This window comes from Geomicrobium halophilum, from assembly GCF_014207655.1.
Classification (GTDB): Bacteria; Bacillota; Bacilli; order Bacillales; family Marinococcaceae; genus Geomicrobium; species Geomicrobium halophilum.
In genome coordinates, this window is the sequence record NZ_JACHHJ010000005.1 from 19,261 (window position 1) to 34,417 (window position 15,157).

General features: G+C 42.0%; 9 protein-coding genes. 7 read left to right on the forward strand and 2 right to left on the reverse strand.

Going from position 1 to position 15,157, the window contains the following annotated elements:
* The first annotated feature begins 29 nt into the window (after positions 1-29).
* From HNR44_RS14840 to HNR44_RS14870, 7 genes are all read left to right on the forward strand, one after another.
* A complete protein-coding gene (locus tag HNR44_RS14840) occupies positions 30-641 on the forward strand; it encodes a BrxA family protein (RefSeq protein WP_184405120.1) in 612 nt (203 codons plus the stop codon).
* On the forward strand, positions 638-1,207 hold the full coding sequence (locus HNR44_RS14845) for a DUF1788 domain-containing protein (protein ID WP_184405121.1): 570 nt from the start codon (positions 638-640) through the stop codon (positions 1,205-1,207). The genes HNR44_RS14840 and HNR44_RS14845 overlap by 4 nt, the downstream gene beginning before the upstream one ends.
* A 14-nt stretch (positions 1,208-1,221) precedes the next feature.
* Positions 1,222-4,842, forward strand: coding sequence for a BREX system P-loop protein BrxC (gene brxC, locus HNR44_RS14850; protein WP_184405123.1), 3,621 nt, complete (start codon positions 1,222-1,224; stop codon positions 4,840-4,842).
* A gap of 56 nt (positions 4,843-4,898) precedes the next feature.
* Positions 4,899-8,447 carry a BREX-1 system adenine-specific DNA-methyltransferase PglX gene (gene pglX / locus HNR44_RS14855; protein WP_184405124.1) on the forward strand — a complete coding sequence of 1,183 codons (3,549 nt, stop codon included), beginning with the start codon at positions 4,899-4,901 and terminating at the stop codon, positions 8,445-8,447.
* Between the two features lie 103 nt (positions 8,448-8,550).
* Positions 8,551-11,073 (forward strand): BREX-1 system phosphatase PglZ type A, encoded by a 2,523-nt coding sequence (gene pglZ / locus HNR44_RS14860; RefSeq protein ID WP_184405125.1) that lies wholly within the window; start codon positions 8,551-8,553, stop codon positions 11,071-11,073.
* Between the two features lie 251 nt (positions 11,074-11,324).
* On the forward strand, positions 11,325-12,170 hold the full coding sequence (locus tag HNR44_RS14865; RefSeq protein WP_184405127.1) for an Nmad3 family putative nucleotide modification protein: 846 nt from the start codon (positions 11,325-11,327) through the stop codon (positions 12,168-12,170).
* A gap of 13 nt (positions 12,171-12,183) precedes the next feature.
* Positions 12,184-12,351: a hypothetical protein gene (locus tag HNR44_RS14870; protein ID WP_184405128.1), complete on the forward strand. Its 168-nt coding sequence runs from the start codon at positions 12,184-12,186 to the stop codon at positions 12,349-12,351.
* Between the two features lie 489 nt (positions 12,352-12,840).
* Here HNR44_RS14870 and HNR44_RS14875 read toward each other — a convergent pair whose 3' ends face one another.
* On the reverse strand, positions 12,841-13,563 hold the full coding sequence (locus tag HNR44_RS14875; RefSeq protein WP_184405129.1) for a hypothetical protein: 723 nt from the start codon (positions 13,561-13,563) through the stop codon (positions 12,841-12,843).
* 82 nt (positions 13,564-13,645) lie between these two features.
* The gene (locus HNR44_RS14880) at positions 13,646-14,986 is read right to left on the reverse strand and encodes an MATE family efflux transporter (RefSeq protein WP_184405130.1); all 1,341 of its coding nucleotides are present in this window, start codon (positions 14,984-14,986) and stop codon (positions 13,646-13,648) included.
* Positions 14,987-15,157 lie beyond the last annotated feature (171 nt).

Sequence of the window (15,157 nt, forward strand, 5' to 3'; positions counted from 1 at the left end):
ATAGGATTTATAGGACAGGAGGTTGTTCGGTGCCTGAATTAAACATGTATCGCACCGTTCTAAATACTCGACCACTATTGTTTGAAGAGACAAGAATTGTAGCCGTAGAAATGCTGGCAAAGAAGGCGGAAGACGAGATGTTAGAGAAAATCATTGATGAGAATTTATTTCAGCAACGATCGGAAAAAAGAATCATATCGTTCTTCCATGAGATATGGAAGCGTCTTGAACAGGCCGATACATACTATTTAACAACCATAGCGACAGGAGACCGTCATCAAGCCAAAATCGTGTTGTTCATCTTAATCCTTAAGCAAGATCGTCTCTTTTTTGAGTTTATGAACGAGGTATGGCTGGATAAGTTTCAGCGTGGTGACTTTCAGCTAACAGCATTTGACATTCGTAGTTTTTTTGCACAAAAAGCTGAACAAAGCGATCAAGTCGGTCGTTGGACAGAACCTACCCTTAAACGTTTACAAACAGCGTATACCGCCATCCTTTATCAAGTTGGATTTACCATTAAGAAAGGACTCCCGACTGAATTGGTGGCACCACTGCTCACACCTCAGCTGGATGAATTTATAAAAAGGCATGAAAATAGTCGCATTGCAACCATTGTACGAGGGGGGATTGCTCCATGACCCGTCCGATTAATAAACGTTTTGATCAATTAACAGAAGCGCTTCAACATCCGAACTTCGGACGGCCATCTGGAAAGGGAAATGAAGTCGGCTTTCATATCTTTGATTATGATCCGAAAGATGAATGGCTCGTCCGCGATCATGTGCAGTGGATAAAGGATCGGTTTTCGCTTCCTGTTAAGGAATTTGATCTATGGGAAGTGACAATTGATATCCTTAAAAGCAAAGGATTTCTCGAAAAATCATTCGAAATCGAAAAGCGCGATGGTAGTGAACGAGTGTATGCTGCGATTAAAAGCACATTGCGACTAGCCACAAAGGAAGATTTAATCCGTAAGTATGTGAGGGATCACATTCAACCAGATGATATTGTTTTCATCACTGGGGTAGGGCGAGTGTATCCATTGGTGCGCGCGCATACAGTTTTGAACAACTTACAAGGCGTTTTAGAGAAAAATACACTCGTGATGTTTTATCCAGGCACATACAATGGCGGGACATTACAATTGTTTAATACGTTGTTGGACGATAACTATTACCGGGCGTTTCAAATCGTAGAACGATAGAAAGGGGCAACGAGATGGATATTCATACCATTGAATCTTTATTTCACAAAGACATTAACCGTGATATTCAAGGGGTTATTAAAGTCGATGATGCCGAAGAAAGTGTCTTTCAGGAACTCGATGAGTACGTTGTTACAGAAGAGCTTACGCAGCACTTTTATGATTTTTTTCAAGCCTATAGTAAAAGTATGGACCGGCAAACGGACAAAATGGGCGTATGGATTTCAGGTTTTTTTGGCTCCGGTAAATCGCACTTTCTTAAAATCCTATCGTATTTACTCGACAGCGATCGATCGATTGATGGAATGAAGCCAGTAGACTTTTTTACGGAAAAGGTGGATCATCCGGATCTATTATCTTGGATGAAACAAGCGAGTGACATTCCTAATGATATCGTGCTTTTTAATGTTGACTCTAAAAGTGATGCGGAAGGAAAGCAGAGCCGCGAAGCGATCGTGAAGGTTTTTAACAAAGTGTTTAATGAAATGCGAGGGTTTTCGGGCGCGAATCCTTGGCTCGCCAATTTGGAAGAAACGTTGGAGAAAAATGATCAATATGATAGGTTTAAGGACACGTTTCACAAACAGTATGGTGGCGCTTGGGAAGAACATCGCGATGATATCTATTATATCGAGGATTACGTCGTTTCCATACTTGTACAAGTAACGGATATGAGCGAGGATGCGGCCCGAAATTGGATTCGTCAGGGACCAGATACGTACTCCATTAGCATTGAATCATTTGCCAAGCGTGTCAATGATTATGTGAAAACGCGTGAAGAAGGCTATCGCCTGATTTTCCTAGCAGATGAAATGGGTCAATACATAAGTGCGAATACCAATCTTATGCTTAATTTGCAAACCGTCGTTGAGGATCTGGGCAAATTAACGCGTGGGAAAGTATGGGTAATCGTTACTAGCCAACAAGATATTGATGCCATCAAGAAAAACTTGCAAAGTAATGACTTTTCAAAGATTCAAGGCCGGTTTGACACACGTTTAAGTTTATCAAGCGCGAATGTTGATGAAGTCATTCAGAAACGAATTTTGGCAAAGACAGAGGGAGCAGCTGAAGGGCTACGTCAACGTTTTTATCAAAATGAAGCTCACTTGAAAAATATCTTTGAGTTCAGTGATCAAACGGCAGAGATGCGCAGTTTTGAATCTGCGGATGATTATGCTGCTGTATATCCGTTTGTTCCCTATCAATTTAACCTTCTCCAACGGGTGTTTACAGCGGTTCGTGAACACGGAGCGAGCGGGAAGCATTTGGCAGAGGGTGAGCGATCATTACTCAGTGCTTTTAAAGAAGCGGCCATTCAATATGAACATGAAAATTTGCATACACTCGTCCCATTTAGTGCTTTTTATGCAACGATTGATTCTTTCCTGGAAAATACCGTTCGCAGCGTAATTATCCAGGCGGAGCAGGATGCCAAGCGTGAGAATCATCCGATTCAGGAACAAGACGTGGAAGTTTTGAAACTGCTTTTTCTGATTCGTTACGTTAAGCAGGTGCCATCGACATTGGATAATATTACGACGTTAATGATTGATCGTGTGGATGCTGAACGCTTGGATTTGAAAAAGTCCATACAGGGATCTCTCAACCGTCTACTTTCACAGTACCTCATTCAAAGTAGTGGCGAAGAATATCTTTTCCTTACGAACGAAGAACAAGATGTAAACAATGAAATTAATCGCATGGACGTAGCAACATCCGAAGTCGTGATGAAAATTGGCGAGCGAATTTTTACAGACATCTTTCCGGATCGAAAATATCGCTATAGCCCCAATTATGATTTTGCGTTTGATACATGGATGGATGAACGGAGCCAGGGCTCTTTAAATGCTGAAATAGGCATTACCATTTTAACACCATACTATGAGGGAGAACTGACGCCTGAAGCGGTACGCTTTATGTCGACACAAAAGAATACCGTGATTGTACAACTACCAGAGGATACTTCTTATTTTGAAGAGATGGAAGATATTTTAAAAATCCAGCGCTATCTGCGCAATCAAGCAGGCCAGCAACAAGACCCACGCTTTGATGAAATTCGCGCCCGTAAAAACCGCGAAATGAATGAAAAAAATGAGCGCATAGGCATTCTTTTGGAAGAAGCGATTGCCGAATCGACGGTTGTCGTTCATGGCGCCGAACAGGAAATGATGACAAAGCGTGCAGCGGAAAAACTGCGGGAAGGGTTAAAAATCCTTATACAAACCCATTACAGCAAATTAGGTTATGTTGCGCATATTCATGCGGTAGATGAACTCAAAGAGATTCAGCAGGATACCCAACTTCGTCTTGAAGGCGGAGGCGAGGACCCGAATGTACAGGCGACAGAAGAGATTCTTCGCTACCTGGACCGCTTTCAACAGATGCAACAGGTGACGCTTCGTGAAATCATTGACCGCTATAACAAAGCGCCGTTTGGCTGGAAAGAACCGGATATCCTTGCAAGTTTAATGCGACTATTACGCGATCAGGAACTAAAGTTGTTGTTAAACCAAGAGCTACTTCACATCGATGATGCGCAACTTATCAAAAATGTGACGACTCGAAATATGCAAGACCGAATTCTAGCCGCGCGCAGAAAACGAATTAACCCGCGCTTGATTAATGGAACACAAGAAGTCCTCGAGGATTTATTTGGCGTTCGTTCCTTGCCTTCAGATGAAGATGGCTTGATGAAAGAAGCGCAAAGGCGTTTTGAAAATGAATTAAAAGAGGTTCAAGATTTACTTAAGTACTATCATAAAAAACATTACCCACAAAAAGCTGTTCTGGAAGCCGGCGAGCGTTTGTTTACGGCCGTCATCCAGATTCGCCAAGCCGAAGACTTTTATTCATTTGTTGATGAGAATGAGGACGAATTCCTGGACTATGCAGATGAAGTGGGCAGGATTAAAGATTTCTTTAAAAATCAAGTTGATATCTATGATTCTGCTCGTGAGGCGATCCAAGTCTTTGAAAATAGCAGAACTTATGTCACTGATGATTCCGTTAAAGACATCGTCGATCAAATGCAAAACATCACTGTGCAAGAGAAGCCGTATAACCAGATTCAGGAACTTCCGCAACTTCGCGAGCAGTTTAATGAGCAGATCACTGATTTGTTGGAACACGAAAGCGCCCCTGTTCGGGAAAAAGTGAATTCGGATTGGGGGGCTGTCAAAGATGTACTTGAAGAGTCCCCGGAAGCAAAAGAAAAATTATATCGACATTGGGAAAGCCTGTTTGAAAATATCAAAGCACGGTTGGAACGCTCCAATGAATTTGCGACGATCATTTCATTAAATGAAGAAAGTGAACGCAGCAAATTAAGTGCCCTGCAAGAGATTGATCGATTCAACAATGAGCTCATTCAGAAAGAAACGGAAAGAAGAAAGCAGGAAGTAGAAAAAACAACAGAAAGCCCTGCTGCGGACACACCGCAACCAGAACCAGCAGCACCTAAAGTAAAAGCTGTGCCACAGCAAAAAACGATAACGCTTGCGAAGAAAGACTTGATGAAACAGCACGGTATGGTCACGATAAAAAATGAAGATGACATCAATAACTTTCTGGAAGAAATACGTAAAGAACTAGAGCAACAGCTCGATGAAGAGACAGTCATTCGACTGATGTAAGCACAAAAGAGAGGTGATCCCGCCTCTCTTCCTTCTGGGAAAAGGAGAGAAACAAGATGGACAAGAAAGCGCTCAGGAAGTTTGCGATTGAGGCTCGGAGGAAGTTAACAAAGGCTGTTATCCAAAAAGCCTATCAATTTGGTGTGACGGAAGACAAAATAGAAGGGACACCGTTAACCGATGGAATACTTGTAAATGGCGTTCCGTATGGATCCGAACATAAACGGCAATATGACAAGCTTATTCGGCGAATTAATCAAGAAGGTTATGAGCGTGTGATAGAAGAAGTCACTTACACCTGGTTTAACCGCTTGATCGCTTTGCGCTTTATGGAAGTCAATGATTACTTGCCCATACGAAAACGATTTTTATCATCAGAGCAACAGGGAAAAGTAGAGCCCGATGCTGTAAGTGACGCCCATGAACTAATCGAAGATCTTGAGTTAGATCATGATAGAGTATATCAATTACAAGATGAAAATAAGATAGATGAATTGTTTAAGTATCTTCTTGTTAAGCAAAGTAACCTTTTAGGGAAACGAATCCCCAATGTCTTCGATGAGATTGAAGGAGAAGTTGAGCTGCTATGCCCGGATTTTCTCCTCCAAGAAGGCAGCGTTCTCGATGAGATGTTAAAGATAGTTCAAGAAGATGATTGGAAGCAAGTCGAAATTGTCGGTTGGCTTTATCAATTTTATATTGAAGAAGAAAAGGATGCTGTATTTGCACAAGCTCGCTCGAAAAAGATCTCCAAACAACAGTTGCCCGCAGCGACACAATTTTTTACTCCCGACTGGATTGTCCAATACATGGTTGACAATTCCCTTGGGCAATGGTGGATCGAACATAAAAAAGATGATAGCTTCGCAAAAAAGTTAAACTATTATTTGGAGCCGGCAGAGCAAACGGGAGACGTACAAAAACAGATGGAGGAACTAAGCGGTGGTGAAAAAGCATTAGAAGATATTAAAATCATGGATCCGGCTGCTGGTTCTGGCCATATTCTCGTTTATGCATTTGATGTCTTATATGCTATGTATGAAGAAAGCGGCTATTCCGCACGTGACATTCCTACACTCATTTTAAAGCACAATTTATATGGCCTAGATGTGGATAAACGCGCCGTACAACTAGCCACATTTGCGCTTATTATGAAAGCAAGAGAGAAAGATCGCCGTTTCTTACGTACAAATAAAGACCTGGATATTCACGTCATGGATTTTGAAGATAGCAATATATTGACAGACGAAGACATCGAAATGTTTGCGTTGGATTCCGGTCTTAATGAGGAGTTACAAGAATTAAGGCGTTTGTTTGAGGATGCTAAGTTGTATGGTTCGTTGATAGAAGTTCCTAATTTCGATTGGGATGCATTATTTTCATTAGATCAACGATGGGATGATCGTGAAAGCAATTTATTAGAATACGAGTTTAAAGCTTTTAAACGTCCTGTGATCACGCAATTGATTAAACAAGGACTATTGTTGAAAAAAGACAGATATGACTTTGCAATTACCAACCCGCCATACATGGGTCGAGGTAGTATGCATGCGGATATGAGTCATTACGTAAAGAAAAGATATCCAGATAGCAAAGCTGATCTATATGCGATGTTTATGGAAGTGAACCAAAGGCTTGTGAAAGAAGCAGGATTCATAGGCATGATTAATATGCACTCGTGGATGTTCTTGTCCACCTTTGAACGTTTCAGAGTCAAAATGTTGTCTACTAATCAAATCTATTCAATGACTCATTTAGGCACTCGTGCGTTTGCAGAAATTAGTGGTGAGGTAGTGCAAACGACTAGTTTTATTTTCAGAAAAACTCTATTAGATGACTATAATAGCAAATTTATTAGATTGGTAGATATTAAAAATCCTGATGATAAAAAGCTTTATTTAAATGATAGCAATAAATTTTATCAAATTCCCCAAGATGGGTTCAAGGATATCCCAGGTTATCCAATAGCTTATTGGGTCACTGACCAAGTTAGGAAAATTTACAGGGAAAACCCTAAGCTTGGTGATGTAGCTGAGGCTAAGCAAGGGTTAGCGACAGGTGATAATAATAGGTTTTTACGTTTATGGCCGGAAGTGAATATAAAGAATGTAGGTTTATACATTTCAAACAGTGAACAAGCCATGCAATCAGGATGCAAATGGTTCCCGACAACTAAAGGTGGAAGTTATAGAAAATGGTATGGAAATTTGGACTATGTAATCAATTGGGAGAGTGAGGGAAGTGAAATAAAAAATTTTGTTGATGAAAATAATAAGCAACGCTCTGTCATAAGGAATCCTTCATACTATTTTCAAAAAGGGATAACTTGGTCAACTATTTCAAGTTCCGCAATCTCATTCAGGTTACATCAAAATGGGATTTTTGAAACTAAAGGATCTGTCATTTTTCCTAGCCATGAAGATGATTTTTATTACTTGTTCGGCCTTCTTAATACTAACCTGGTTAATAAGTTTATATATATAATCTCACCAACTTTAGATTTTCATGAAGGACCTGTGAGTAAGCTTCCAGTAGTTGTTAGTTCTGAGAATGATAAAGAAAAAATTACTCATTTAGTAAAAGAAAACATTGAGATCAGTAAATCAGATTATGATTCATTTGAAAAATCAAGGTCATTTAAATGCCATCCATTAGTAAAAAGCGGAAATGCCCTGCCAACACTTTCGGAAGCATTTGAAAAATGGTGTGAAGAAACTTATAACAGATTCATTAACTTAAAAAGCAATGAAACAACGTTAAATAAACGCTTTATTGATCTATATCATTTAAATAATGAAATCAATAGTGATATCGATAATAATGAGGTTTCGGTCAATCTAGCAGACCTCCCGCGCGACATTCGTAGCTTCCTCTCCTACTGTGTCGGCGTCATATTTGGTCGTTATTCTCTCGACACGCCAGGTCTCGCTTACGCTGGTGGCGAGTGGGATGCTAGCCAATACAAAACGGTGATCCCGGAACCGGATAATATTATTCCAATCACCAATGAGCCGTATTTTGAAAATGATATCGTCACTCGTGTCGTGGAGATTGTGGAGAGGGTATACGGCGAAGATACACTCGAGGAGAACTTAGAATTTATTGCTGACGCTTTAGAACGAAAAGGGTCTGAAACTGCACGGGAGCGGATCCGTCGTTATTTTGTCAAAGAGTTTTATAAAGATCATCTCAAAACCTACCAGAAACGTCCGATTTATTGGATGTTTTCCAGTGGCAGGCAAAATGGTTTTCAGGCGCTCATGTATTTACATCGTTATGACAAGGATACGATTGCGCGTGTGCGGACAGATTATTTGCATCTTCTGCAGCGGAAAATGGAAGATGAAGTTAGCCGATTAGGTGAAACCATCAATAGCGAAGCGGGAAGTCGTGAAAAAGCACAAGCGAGAAAACGAAGAGAAAAGCTATCAAAGGAACTTGCCGAAATGCGGTCATATGATGAAATCATCTCGCACCAAGCCAATCGGCGCATAGAACTTGATCTAGACGATGGCGTGAAGGTCAATTACGCGAAACTGCAATATTTAGCGTTAGAAGATAGTGAGCAACAAGGGAAAGATCAGCTGCTTCTTAAAAAACTTTAACATTTTGTCAGTATGGTTGGCTTCACCATGCTGGCTTATTTTTTTAGTAATCGAAATCTGTTATTCTTAGGCTATTGAGTACGATAGGAAAGGAACTAGCGGGATGAGAGAAGAATTAGCGCCACGATTACAGCATTTATTTGAACGCGAATTAAAACGTGGCCAGACTCGTCATATTGTTTTTTGGTATGATGCCAACGCGGATTATCAGAAAGAAATACATGATATCCATCTGGATCAGGTGCAAATTCTTGATGGTAGTACATACGGTCAGTTTCAAATGAAATATGAAATTGAAGCGGGTAGTCATGACCACCTGTTATTATATTTTCCTTACCCGCAGCCGGAGATCCAAGAAGACTGGTTAAGGGACGTTTATGAGTACAGCATGTCTTTTCATATGGATCATATCGCCATGTTAATGGAGGATCTAGCATTAGAAGGTGAACGGCTAAGGGCGGCTTTTGACCGCTACAGCATCTTTTTCCGGGCGAGGGACCGAAGAGAAACATTTCGAAAAGTAGCGGGTAGGCTCTATATTCAACGTGAAGATGATGTAGATTTAGCCGTCATGTCTGCCGTAACAAAAGTAGACACGATTCATTTCTTTTCAGTCGTAAAACATATTGTAAGCGGTGAAACGGAAGCCGAGAATAAGGCATGGAGCCGGTTACAAAAATACGGCAGAAGGGATGTATTTTGGGATTGGACACAGCGTTATTTTGGATATCCATTGAAAGGAAACAAGCCTTCCATTTCAGGCTTTATTAAAAGTTTATTGTTAACTCATTCCTCGGATGAAGTGGGTATTGCATTTCCGGGAAAGGAAGAAGCTACCCCTTTGGATCCGGTAAATTGTGAAGTACTTATTAATCAATGGCAAAACGATCCCCAATATTATCAAGCATATCGAACGCTGGCAAATAAATATGAACAAAGTGATGACGTTTTCAAGTTATTAAGCTCCGTGTCAGAAGAAAAACTCTTACATGGAGATACATTTGCATTTTTTGATGACAAGATCATTGCCTATACGATTGAGCGTCTCGTTGAAGGCGGTCAAAATTTTAATCGCTACCAGCAATTGATCACTGCTAGACGCTCGACCCATTGGTGGGATCTTTATAAAGATAAATATCAAGCCATAGAGGCCGCGATTGCTTTAAAAGCAGGCGTGTGGTCTCTGGAGCAAGAAGGTCTCCCATACATTAAAGAGGAGCTATTCGATTATTATCGAAACGATGGCTATCGTTTTGATGGAAACTATCGCAAGTTTTACACAGCATACGATCAGGTACAGAGTCGATCATCCATTTTAGATGGGCTAAAAGATGAAGTTGAGGAGATCTACCACTATTTTCTTGATACATTGGACTTTAAGTGGAGTGATGCGTTGGCCCATGAAGGTGGCTTAGAAGTCGGTGATGTACCCGCACAAAATAAATTTTACACTCATTTTGTGCGAAAACTAGCGAAAAAGCAAAGGGTCTATGTCATCATTTCAGACGCCTTCCGTTATGCCCTTGCTCGTGATTTAAGTGATCAGCTCAACAACCAAAATAAATATACAGCAGAGCTTCATGCCATGTTGGGGCAAGTTCCTTCGTATACACCGCTAGGAATGGCCTCTTTATTGCCGCATCGAACATTATCTTATCAAAACAACAGTTATCTGCTAGATGGACAACCGACAAATAGTACGAAAGCCCGTGAAGCTGTATTGCAACAAAAAGAGCCTGACTCGATGGCTATCACTTATTCCGATCTGCAGTCACTTTCAAAACAAGCATTGCGGGAACGGTTGCGTGGCCAGCGAATCGTTTATATTTATCATAATGTTGTCGATAACCTTGGTGAACAAGGACCAAGCGAACATCAAGTACTTACCGCTGGTGATCGTGCTGTTGAAGAATTGGAGGGTCTCATCCTACGACTTTTTAATACGGTATCAGCTGGTGATTTTTTAGTGACCGCAGATCATGGCTTTATTTATACGAGAGATCCGTTAGGAGAAAGATCGAAACGGCCTATAGATGGGTTAAGTGGGGATCTAGAGAATCATCGCTTTATTGTGAATGATTCCCCAGATAGAGATCAAGGGACGTTGACCTTTCCGTTTCCGGCAGATACAGATCACCCTTTATATGTCCATGTTCCGAAAGGAACCACTCGCTTCAAAGTTCGGGGTGGGGGAGAGAATTATGTACATGGTGGTGCATCATTACAGGAATTAACCATCCCCGTTCTTCATGTTCAAACAAGCCGAAAAGGTCGAAGCGAAGGAGATGCCCCTGTAAATATTCAGTTGACGAGTTTAACACGAAAGCTAACCAATAGCGTAACGTACCTTGATTTTCTTCAAAGTGAACGTGTAGCGGATCGACGGCGACCGGCTCGTTATCTCGCTTGCTTTGTCTCCGAAGAAGGCACAGTGGTATCAAACGTCGTCCACATCATTGCAGATGCTACAAGCTCGCAACCCCAAGAACGCGTCTATAAAGAAAAATTCGTGCTCGCCCAAGGTGAACATGATCCGAGTACGACGTATGACCTTTTGGTGACTTATGAGGATGGTACTGAGTATATGCGTATTCCGTTTGCAGTTGATATATTGTCGAGTATATGACTCAGGGGATTCCCTTCCTAATTGAATCTTGAGGAGGGAAATAAGACTATGAAGTTTTCACCTAATGTTTTTCACATGTGTAAAAAATGCGGGGAAACCATTCTGTTTAGCTTCTGCCGTTGTTAATTATTATATAGGCGTTTGGATCGTCCCCTTTATATCAGGATTGATGGCACAGGCACATTTATATTATCGATAGAAGGCTTAGTCGTAGCATATTTAGTAATACCAATTAAGCAGGGGGAAGTTCCATGCCCAGAAAACTCATCCTAAGCAGAAAAGGTTTCGATGGAAGCGCCGGCGGGAAACCGAGCCCGATCCTGGATAACAAGTTCGTGTCGCTGCCCATCCCAAGCGCAGATTCCGGCATTTTCTATAAAGACATGGCGTTCTCATCACAGGAAAATTACTTGAAGATCATGAAGGATTTGGGGATTAAGCAGTTTTCCGAAGCGCATCTGGATCCTGATCTGCAGCGATCGCTGTTGGATCGTCGTCCGGAAGAGTGGCGTGGGTTGTTTGGTCAATCGGGGATTTCCCAGGGGACGTTACATAACCGCGATGTCGGGGAAGGCGATATTTTTCTTTTTTTCGGGTGGTTTAAGGAAGCAAGAAAAGAAGATGGTGTTTGGAGGTATGTTCCTCATGCTCCCGATATCCACGCGATTTTCGGCTATTTGGAAGTGGATCGTGCATTGGATATCAAGGCTGGGGATCCGATCCCTTCATGGACATCTTATCATCCGCATATTAAAAACAGTCATGAACATCAGAAAGGCCGCAATAGTGTTTACATGGCCACACCAACATTCAGCAAGAACGCCAAACAGACAGGGTGGGGTTGTTTTCACTACGCCCCCCGGCTTGTCCTTACCGACGAAGCCAAAACAGCTCGGTCGTTTTGGAGATTGCCGGCTTGTTTTCAAGGAGAGCAAGATCAATTCATTCCTAAAATCAAGACGTGGAATGTGCTTCGCGACGGTTCCATCGAAATGCAAACAACAGGAAGGGGAGATCAGGAAATGTATGTGAGTAGTAACTCGAAGGTTGTGGAATGGGCAGAGGAGTTGATTATGAACTGCTCCATTTATAAATAAGGGGAATAGTTATATGGATGAACGCGAAATGAACCGCAAAGGCACAGCCGATCATGAAATTCGCATCCATAAAAAAGAAACTAATGGATGTGCCCAATGGGTGGATCCAGAGTTTTTCGAAATTCTGAATGAAGGAATGGAAGAATATCATGATACGTTGAAAGGACTCAAGGATCGCTGACATGACCATCAGGTATTTAACAGTATTCAGATAAATACACACTCTCCCACTGAACAAATCAGAATTAATGCTATCGATTTTTCCGTAAAAATGAAAAGAATTGATGACATATTCAGGCTAATGAGTAAAATCGCGTAGCCTTGGTGCTTTCCTTCGCTGTAGTGTCCTCCATAAAAATTTATGCGTGACTACCGTGACGATGAAGCCATCAATGTAGAAATTCAGTGTACGAATCAACATGATCGATTTAAGCTTACGATATATTATTGGTCGGGCACCTACCGGACTTCGGGCCTGAACATCCATGAGTATGTCATGGGTGGGTTGGATCGCTACATTACGATTCAGCTTTAGCTGTCTTCCAAGCCCATTCCGCATGCTTATGGCACCGCACTAATGGTGGATGCTGCGGCGACACAGAAGATCTAGACGAGAGTTCACTACCTCTCTCTTCTAATCATCCTGCACGTATGATAGCGTTTGGCCTCCTTAATAACCTGCACCTGCCGCATAATAACTCCCCTCTCTCTTTTCCGCTTTGCCATCCGTCACGACCTGTTTTAGAAAAATACTCGCGTCTCTACCGCTCCATCCCAGTGCTTGTGTTAATTCTTCCGTAATCGTTGATTCATGTAAACCTGGGTTATGTTTTATAAACTCATAGACTTGTTGCAGTGGTTCGGTCATTTCCTCCAGGGTGTCCACTTTGTCGATTTCTTCTGCAACCCCCAATCGTTCGTCAGGGAGGTATAAAAATAAAAGATCAGTCACCGCGCTGCCAAAGGAGTAATGTTCGTCATATTCCATCGCCCGTTTCATGACGCGGAGGGCTTCTTCTTTTTCGCCTTGATCTAAATATAATGATACCACCGCCCCTACACCTGGGATGCGGACAGAGTCTTGTTCCAAATGGGGAGAATTGGCTGAATTTTGAAAAGTATCCATTAAATGCAACATCCTGCGCGGTGTTTGCTGAAATGTAAACAAATGATCGAGCTGTTTTTGCCCGTAATGGATGCATAATTCCCTGGATCTGTGGCTATCTTTTCTAAATCTCCAATAATATTCAACAAAAATACCGTAAGTGAAGTGGAGATGAATCGGGTGATGTTTATTGATTTTCTCGGATTTTTTCAATAATTTCAGCGCTTTTTTATCATTTTTGTCAAATAAGTGTCGAGCTTGGATATAGATTGGATCTGTATTCACCATCGTACTCCACCTCCTATCTATTTTCATCGTATCACGTTTCGTGGAAGATCAATAGGCAGGCGGAAGTACCAACACCCTGCCTTCATTCTTCCTTAAATAATTCTTTTTCCCGCCATTTTCCATATCGGTAATAAAGATAAGCGAACAGACTGCCGATGATGAAGCTGACGCCCATGCCAATGGCGATACCTGTATCTCCAAGCCAGGAGGAAAATAAGGATGTTAATGGATAGCGAAGGACCCAGAAGGAAATCAGATTGAGAACTAATACTTGATACATGGCTCCCGCGGCGCGAACAATTCCGTTCAGTACAAAATTGATGCCGAGAAATGGATAACAGAGGGCGACGATTTGCAAATATCTTGTTCCAAATTCCACGGCCTCTTCGTCTTGAATAAAAAGCTGAATACCGTATTCAGCAAAAATCACGATGAGCACACCAATGCTAAGCATAACCGCGAAATTATACAGAACGGCATACTTGGTAATGGCTGTGACCCTTCCCCAATTTCCGACGCCAATGTTTTGCCCGGCCATACTGTTCACCGCTGTTCCTAGTGCCATCGCTGGAAGCATGATGAGGCTGTCTAGTCTTTGCGCGGCGCTAAATCCGGCGACTATATCCTCGCCAAAAGTGGTTACTACACTCATAATCGCGGCAACACCAGCGGAGATGACGGCCATTTGTAACCCTGAGGGGATGCCAAGCTTAAGAATCAATCCCACCTCTATTTTTTTAGGTAAGGTAGGAATGATAAAAGGAACGGCCCCTCGGCGCAGGACGAAGACAAGCCCATATATAAACGCACTCCCTTGGGAGACCACCGTGGCATAAGCGGCCCCTTCGATGCCCCAATCAAAACCTGCGATGAATAATGGGTCTAAGATAATGTTAAGGAAAACTGCAATCGCTACGAAACGCATCGGGCTTTTGCTGTCGCCTAATGCACGGAGAATCGTTGCGATAAAATTATATCCGAATAAAAAAAGCATCCCGAGGAAGTTGATTTGCAAATAGGCGGTGGCTGATGCCATCATACTTTCCGGTGTACCGATCAGCCGCAATAATTCTTCGGAAAATATGGTGCCAGCAATTCCGATCCCGATCGATAATATGCTCAATACGACGACAAAGGCATTGAGATAACGTCTGAGTCCTTCCTCGTTATCTTGTCCTTTTTGTTGAGATAGGATCGTTAAAGATGCATTGTTTAGACCAATGACGAACGAAAGCATCGTAAAAACAATCGTACTGGAAACTGCCACTGAACCTAACGCGTTCTCGCCAAGCAAGTTACCGACCCACAAGCTATCGGTAAACTGAAAGGACGTTTGCAGAAGGTTCGTGAGCATAATCGGTCCTGAAAAAAGGATGAGCGTTTTAAAAATATTCCCTTGCGTAAAATCTTGCTGCTGACTCATGGGAAGGCCATCCTTTCAGAGTTTCTATCGCTTATTTTACCATGATGAAGGTGGTGCCTTCTATATGGAGGCTCTCGCTCATACGTTGGGAGGATGCTCGGCCTTGGGAAAAGGACAGCTGCAAGTCACCTGTGACTTGGAAGCTGTCCTTTTCGGCGCAAGCAGGAGAAG

Excerpts from the sequence above, each read along its gene's own strand:
- HNR44_RS14845 (WP_184405121.1), top strand. The coding sequence starts at position 638 with ATGACCCGTCCGATTAATAAACGTTTTGATCAATTAACAGAAGCGCTT.
- brxC (WP_184405123.1), top strand. The coding sequence starts at position 1,222 with ATGGATATTCATACCATTGAATCTTTATTTCACAAAGACATTAACCGT.
- pglX (WP_184405124.1), top strand. The coding sequence starts at position 4,899 with ATGGACAAGAAAGCGCTCAGGAAGTTTGCGATTGAGGCTCGGAGGAAG.
- pglZ (WP_184405125.1), top strand. The coding sequence starts at position 8,551 with ATGAGAGAAGAATTAGCGCCACGATTACAGCATTTATTTGAACGCGAA.
- HNR44_RS14865 (WP_184405127.1), top strand. The coding sequence starts at position 11,325 with ATGCCCAGAAAACTCATCCTAAGCAGAAAAGGTTTCGATGGAAGCGCC.
- HNR44_RS14870 (WP_184405128.1), top strand. The coding sequence starts at position 12,184 with ATGGATGAACGCGAAATGAACCGCAAAGGCACAGCCGATCATGAAATT.
- HNR44_RS14875 (WP_184405129.1), bottom strand. The coding sequence starts at position 13,563 with ATGGTGAATACAGATCCAATCTATATCCAAGCTCGACACTTATTTGAC.
- HNR44_RS14880 (WP_184405130.1), bottom strand. The coding sequence starts at position 14,986 with ATGAGTCAGCAGCAAGATTTTACGCAAGGGAATATTTTTAAAACGCTC.